Annotated in this window: 1 protein-coding gene; it reads left to right on the forward strand. The window is 63.4% G+C overall.

Features of this window, described 5'->3' with window-relative positions:
• Positions 1 to 585: IS21 family transposase (gene istA, locus AOQ71_RS17330; RefSeq protein WP_157083554.1), on the forward strand; the 585-nt coding region annotated here is incomplete at both ends.

The raw sequence follows: 585 nt of genomic DNA on the forward strand, positions 1-585 counted from the left end.
CGGCGAGAAGCTGTTCGTCGACTATTCCGGCCACACCATGGAGGTGGTCGACGGGCTCAGCGGCGAGGTGCACAGCACGCAGATCTTTGTCGCCGTGCTCGGTGCTTCCAACTACACCTACGCTGAAGCCAGCCTCAGCCAGAGCCTGCCGGACTGGATCGGCTCCCATGTCCGGGCCTTTTGCTTTTTCGGCGGCGTGGCCCGGCAAACGGTGAGCGACAATCTCAAGGCCGGCATCACCCGGGCGTGCTTTCACGAGCCGATGGTCAACCGGACCTATGCCGATCTTGCCCGCCATTACCGCACTGCCATCGTTCCGGCACTGCCGTATCGACCGCGCGACAAAGCCAAGGTCGAAGTCGGCGTCCAAATCGTCGGGCGATGGATTCTGGCGCGCCTGCGCAACCGCCGTTTCTTCTCGCTCGCCGCCCTCAACGAGGCGATCCGCTCACTGCTCGTCGATCTCAATAACCGACCGCTACGGAGCTGGGGACGAAGCCGACGCGAGCTGTTCGAGGAGCTCGACCGACCAGCACTGACCCCATTGCCCGACGAACCCTACGTGTACGCTGAATGGAAGCGCTG

This window comes from Bradyrhizobium manausense, from assembly GCF_001440035.1.
Taxonomy (GTDB): Bacteria; Pseudomonadota; Alphaproteobacteria; order Rhizobiales; family Xanthobacteraceae; genus Bradyrhizobium; species Bradyrhizobium manausense.